Source organism: Cyanobacteriota bacterium (genome assembly GCA_025054735.1).
Lineage (GTDB): Bacteria > Cyanobacteriota > Cyanobacteriia > SKYG9 > SKYG9 > SKYG9.
Genome location: JANWZG010000273.1, coordinates 1 through 5,450, shown reverse-complemented (window position 1 = coordinate 5,450; position 5,450 = coordinate 1). Strand labels below are relative to the sequence as shown.

The 5,450-nt window shown below is 49.9% G+C and carries 4 protein-coding genes; 2 read left to right on the top strand and 2 right to left on the bottom strand.

Annotated features, from left to right (window positions below; genetic code table 11):
* Together NZ772_12905 and NZ772_12900 are read right to left on the bottom strand one after the other, a co-directional pair.
* On the bottom strand, positions 1-586 hold a 586-nt coding region (locus NZ772_12905), incomplete at its 3' end, for a lysophospholipase (protein ID MCS6814450.1).
* 55 nt (positions 587-641) lie between these two features.
* Positions 642-1,946, bottom strand: coding sequence for a branched-chain amino acid ABC transporter permease (locus tag NZ772_12900; GenBank protein ID MCS6814449.1), 1,305 nt, complete (start codon positions 1,944-1,946; stop codon positions 642-644).
* A 392-nt stretch (positions 1,947-2,338) separates the two neighbouring features.
* Here NZ772_12900 and NZ772_12895 point away from each other — a divergent pair, with 392 nt between their 5' ends.
* Together NZ772_12895 and NZ772_12890 are read left to right on the top strand one after the other, a co-directional pair.
* On the top strand, positions 2,339-5,062 hold the full coding sequence (locus NZ772_12895; protein ID MCS6814448.1) for a right-handed parallel beta-helix repeat-containing protein: 2,724 nt from the start codon (positions 2,339-2,341) through the stop codon (positions 5,060-5,062).
* 92 nt (positions 5,063-5,154) lie between these two features.
* Positions 5,155-5,450: hypothetical protein (locus NZ772_12890; GenBank protein ID MCS6814447.1), on the top strand; the 296-nt coding region annotated here is incomplete at its 3' end.

Genomic DNA, 5,450 nt, shown 5'->3' with positions numbered 1-5,450 from the left:
TAGAGGTGAAACTGCTCTCGACGATAAGACCAGAGGCTTGGGGATGGCGAGTTGCCAGCTCAATCGCGATCGCCCCACCTAGGGAATGACCATAAATCACAATCTGTTCTGGATTGATGCCTCGCTGCTGCACCAAATAGTGCCAAGCTGCCTCAGCATCAGCATAGACCTGTTGCTCCGATGGGAAACTGCCCTCACTCTGCCCATACCCGCGATAATCAACGAGCAATACCGAAAAGCCCAACCGATGAAATCGTCCGGCATGTTCCACATTAGCGCCAATGTTGTTGGTGTTACCATGTAAATACAACAACACCTTGCCATGGGGCTGACGGGCTGGAATCCACCAACCGTGTAAATGCTCAGGTTTGTCCTTGGCAGCAGTAACTGGGATCCATACCGTTTCATAGGGCAGATCAAAGGTTTCTGGGGTTTTTTCTAGCGTTGCATGGGGAAAGAAGATAAACCGCGCCTGTTGCCACAGCAACAATAGACAGACAGAGACGTAGGCAGCAGCAAGCAAAAGCACGATCATCACCATAGGCTTGACGTACTGACGTAAGGGCGTGGCGGTTAGAAGATTCATAACTAAACCATAGCCTAGATATCAGGTAACTGTTGTGACAGATGGGGCAGTTGAGTTAGCGTCCTAGGGTGAGTTCGTCTTGATTGCCTAAAACACCTTGAGGTCGCCACATCATCAGGATCATAAGAATTAACCCAATCGTCATGATCCGAAAAGCTCCCAGTTGGGCAGCATCCAAGGGCACAATATCTTCTAAGGTAAAGCGAGTTAGGGTGGTGTAGCTCCAAAAAATCAGAGCGCCCAGCAACGTGCCTGCATTGCTGCCAGCGCCACCTACAACTACAATTGTCCAAGCTTGGAAGGTAATCAGGGTGGTAAACCCATCAGGATTGATGAAGGTGAGTTGCCAGGTGTAAAAGGCACCAGCAATACCAGCGATCGCGCCACCAATCATCAAGGATTGAAGTTTGTACCAAAAGACATCTTTGCCGAGTGCCCGCGCTACGTCTTCATCTTCTCGAATGGCTTTGAGCACTCGTCCCCATGGTGACTGCACTAAGCGTTCAAGTAGCCCATAGAGGATTGCTAGGGTAACCACTAGCACCAGCATCAACCCTGCTTTGTAGTCAAAATTGTAGAGTGCACTGGCACCAACTACATAGAACCAGAGGCCGCCTACTAAGCAAACAACTCCAGTTAAGAGCATGGTTCCCTGCTGCCAGTCGGTGAGCTTGGTGATGAACTGCTGGCCTACCCAGACTGCCAACACCACGATCGCCACAAACACAGCTAACACCAGCAGCCCCAATAGTCCCGGATTCAGGATTTTTGCTGTCTTCAACCCGTGGGCAACTACACCTATGCCGTAGAGTAGCAGCAAGGTAGCCGCTGTGTAGCTACCTACAACCGCAGCACTAATGATGGTTTGCTGATATTGCCCTCGCTGCAAACATTGCCGAGTCCACAGCCACAATCGCCAAAGTCCGTAGGCAACGATCGCGGTCAGCAGAGCAATCATCACGAGCTTGCTAATCAGGGTAGGGCGAAAATTTTCTAAGGGCAACGGATAACCAGGAATGCCCCGTGCCCCCCTTGTTAGCCATTCTTCATTGAGAACGATTAGGCGCACGACTTCAGCCACGCCGATGGTGACGATCGCTAGGTAATCTTCCCGTAGGCGCAGTGTTGAGAAGCCAATCAACAATCCCAGCAGGGCAGACAAGAGGGCACCGATCGCCACAGCTAACACCAGCGGCACCCCCTTTAAGCTCAGCAGAACAGTGGTGTAGGCACCAATAGTCATAAAGGCCACATGTCCAAAATTGATCAGCCCTGTAAAGCCCCATTGCAAATTTAGCCCCAAGCTAAACAGTGCAAAAATCCCAGTGAAAATAACTAGAGAGACAATGTAGCCTTGCATAGTGATGAACCGTTAGGTGAATGGTCGCAACTATAACCAGTTCTTAACCAAATCTGAGTGGACTGTTACTAGCAATTTAAGCACTGAACTGAATCAAGCATCACGGTTTACAGTTTGTGGGAACCTAGTTGAGAAAACATTAGTCCATCAGGTAGACTAACACGAGAACTTACTTACAACGTTAATGACGTGAGTACAGTTTGGCTTACAATATGGGCTAATTGAATATGGGCTAATTGGTCTAAACTATTGGGCCGGTTAGTTCTCTGTTGAGGCTAAATTTTGATTTTATTGGGGTTAGCGAGTGTTTTTTCTACCTGTGACCATTGGCTTGAGCAGCAATCACGGTAGTGGCTGAATAACAGGATGATGAGGAGAGGACTCTTTAACCGATGACTACACGATCTAAATTAGCTAATTCGCCAGTATCGACAGCTTGTTCCCTTGGCGCAGTGTTGATCAGTGGCATTGCAATATCCAGCGCAGCGCAAGCATTACCAGTATCATTAACTGCCTCCCCTGGAAGCCGACAGGTGTCTGGAGTGGTGTCTACAGTGAACAATTCACCATCAGTAGCCGCGATCGCACTAGCGACACAGCAACGAGGTGCACCAGCAACGTTTGCTCGACTAACTTCAAGCCAATCGGCCCTGTCCCGATCGCAGTTACCACGGCTAGCGGCGATCCCTGAGACAACGAAGGCTGACAGCACTTCCTTTGAAGCAACCTCTGTTAGAGGCGATCAACCAACTGCGTCTCAAGCTACTGTCCTAAGCGATGCAACTGTGCTACTGGCTCCTAGCTCTAGTTCTTCACCATTCGCCGGTGAACTAGCGCTTTCTAGTATCGCGTCATCGCCTGCTTCTGCAACTACAGCAACTTATGAGGTTGTTCCTCGCTTGGGTATCCGCTACAACAGTGCCAACACAGGTCATGAGTATGGTTACGTCGGGTTTGAGGGATTTGCACCAATCGTCCAAGTTCCTCGTGAGTCCATTACCTTCCTAGAAGGGCGGGTATTGGTTCACAACAATGGTGCAGCAGGCACCAATCTGTTGATAGGTCAGCGCTTTTACAGTCCTAGTGGCGATCGTACCTATGGTGGCTACATTGCCTACGACACCCGCAACACAGGACGCAGCTTTTTCAACCAGATTGGCCTAGGATTTGAGACCTTGGGTGACTGGGATGCCCGTCTAAATGTATACATCCCCGTGGGCAATACCCGCAATCGAGTAGGTGATTCTATCTCTAACACATTTACCATTATTCCATCAGCCACGGGCATTGGCGTGAATCTGCTCCTCGATCGTCGCCGAGAGTTTGAGGCTGCTGCTACTGCCGCAGATCTAGAGTTGGGGGGTAAAATTCTCGCATTGGGTGATGAAGGAGTATTGCGGGGCTATGGCGGGTTATACTATTTCAGCCCATCTGGTAGCCCTAGTGTGGTTGGGGTAAAGGGACGGCTAGAGGCAATTCCTACCGATCAACTTACATTAGGTCTCTCTCTGCAATATGACAGCCTGTTCCAAACCCGCCTAGCGGCAATGATTGGGTATACATTCCCCGGTTCCCCCTACACTAACAGTCCCAACCAGCGCACTCTGCCAAAGCTAAGGGGCATTGATCGCCTAGGTGAAAGTGTTGCCCGTCAACATGCTATTCAGGTCATTAGCCAACGAGAAAGTAGTCAATTTCTGGCTACTAGCCGCGTTACTGGCAATCCTTTGCGGATTTTGTTGGTTAATCAAACGGGGGGAGCTGGCGGTAATGGTACAGAAACGACTCCCTTTACTACCACATCTGTAGCTGTGGGTAATGCCGCAGCAGGAGACTATGTATTTGCCCTGGCGAATACAGGTGCTCCAGCAAGCACAGGGTTTACGATTCCTGATCAAGTGACTGTGATATCTACCCGGAGCCAAGTGCCTATCGATGCAGTAGAGATCAGCAACATCCAGCTTAATCCTCCCTTTACACGGGGTGCGGGGATTTTAGTGCCGATCACGGGCACTGTGGTGATGGGCAACAGCACTGTTCTGTCTGGTTTTGATGTCAACGTAGCAGCTACACCGGGTACCTCTGGTATTCAGGCAACTGGGGTCAGCAATATCCTAGTATCGGACAATGCGATTACTAGTCAGGGAGCGCCCGGCATTAATGCTGCTACCCTTGCTGGTACTGCAAATATTCTCAACAACCGAATCACTGCAACCAATGAGCGCGGAATTCTCATCAATGGCAGCTCAGCCACGCTCAATATTGCCAGCAATGCCTTAACAACAACTAATGGAGCCGCCATTCGTATGGATAATACCACTGGCAATACCACTGTCTCTAGCAACTCGGCAATAGTCAATGGTGCGCCTGGGTTTAATTTCCAAAATGTTACTGGTAATGTAGCGGTTACTAATAATGCTGTAATTAGTAGTGGTGTGCTTAATGACGGCATCTTGGTCAATAACACTACTGGTGATGTCAATCTTACGATTGCCCAAAATGTTGCGACTGGCGGCAATAATGGCATTGCTGTACAGTTGGACAATGCTGCGACTGGGACTGTGGCGATTACCGGCAACCAGGCCATCAGTAGTCCTTCAGCAGGAATTTATGTGCGGGTTAACACACTGAATTCTACCCCGGAGAGGCGAGTGACTATTGCTAACAATACGGTGCAAGGTAATGGCTTCGGCCCCTCGTTTGCTCCTGGTATTCAGATTGAGGCTCAGGGTAATGCCCAACTGCGGACTGTGATAGACTCCAACATCGTTATGGGTAATCTCGGTGATGGCGGCGGCGTTGGCCTCTTCACCATCGGTTCTGGGAATGCTACTCTATACTCTCTGTTGCGATTTAACAAAATCATGAATAACTCTAGTGTTGTCTTTGGCGACTTCATTGCCAATATTCCCCTTGCGGTTAACAACCATAAGATATGCCTCCGATTCAATGAAGGCAACATAATTGGCGACTATAGGCTAATTGACAATGATACCGTCCTTCCTCCCTCAATTATTCAAGTTGAACCACTAGGGCTTGGCAATATCATCGGCCCGCCTATTACTATTGCGGGTTCAGTTGCTCTAGCACCCTCTGGCACCTGTGGTGACTTCTAACTAGAGCGTCAGAATTGTCCAAATTTGATCCTGACCAGCGAATTGCCATCCTGAATAGGAAGGAGAGCGATCGTGGGATGAGGATCTGATTTATGACAACGACAGCAAGCACACAACGCCGATTACCAGATGCCTGTTCTATCGGGCTGGCTTTCGTCGGGGCGGTGACCGCCCCTAGCATTGCCCAGGCAGCCGTACCCGGCCAGCCAGCAACCTCAGTGAATCCGGTGGCAAGAGATGTGGCTGCTCGCCCAGATATAGGGCCTACAGCCGCGATCGCAGCCATTACCGATCCTGAGCCAGAGTCATCGGTCGCCTTTACCATCTCTCAGTCTGACGCCGATTCAACAGGTCAGGATTCTCAGGCTGTCGGTGTTGATCGCCTACC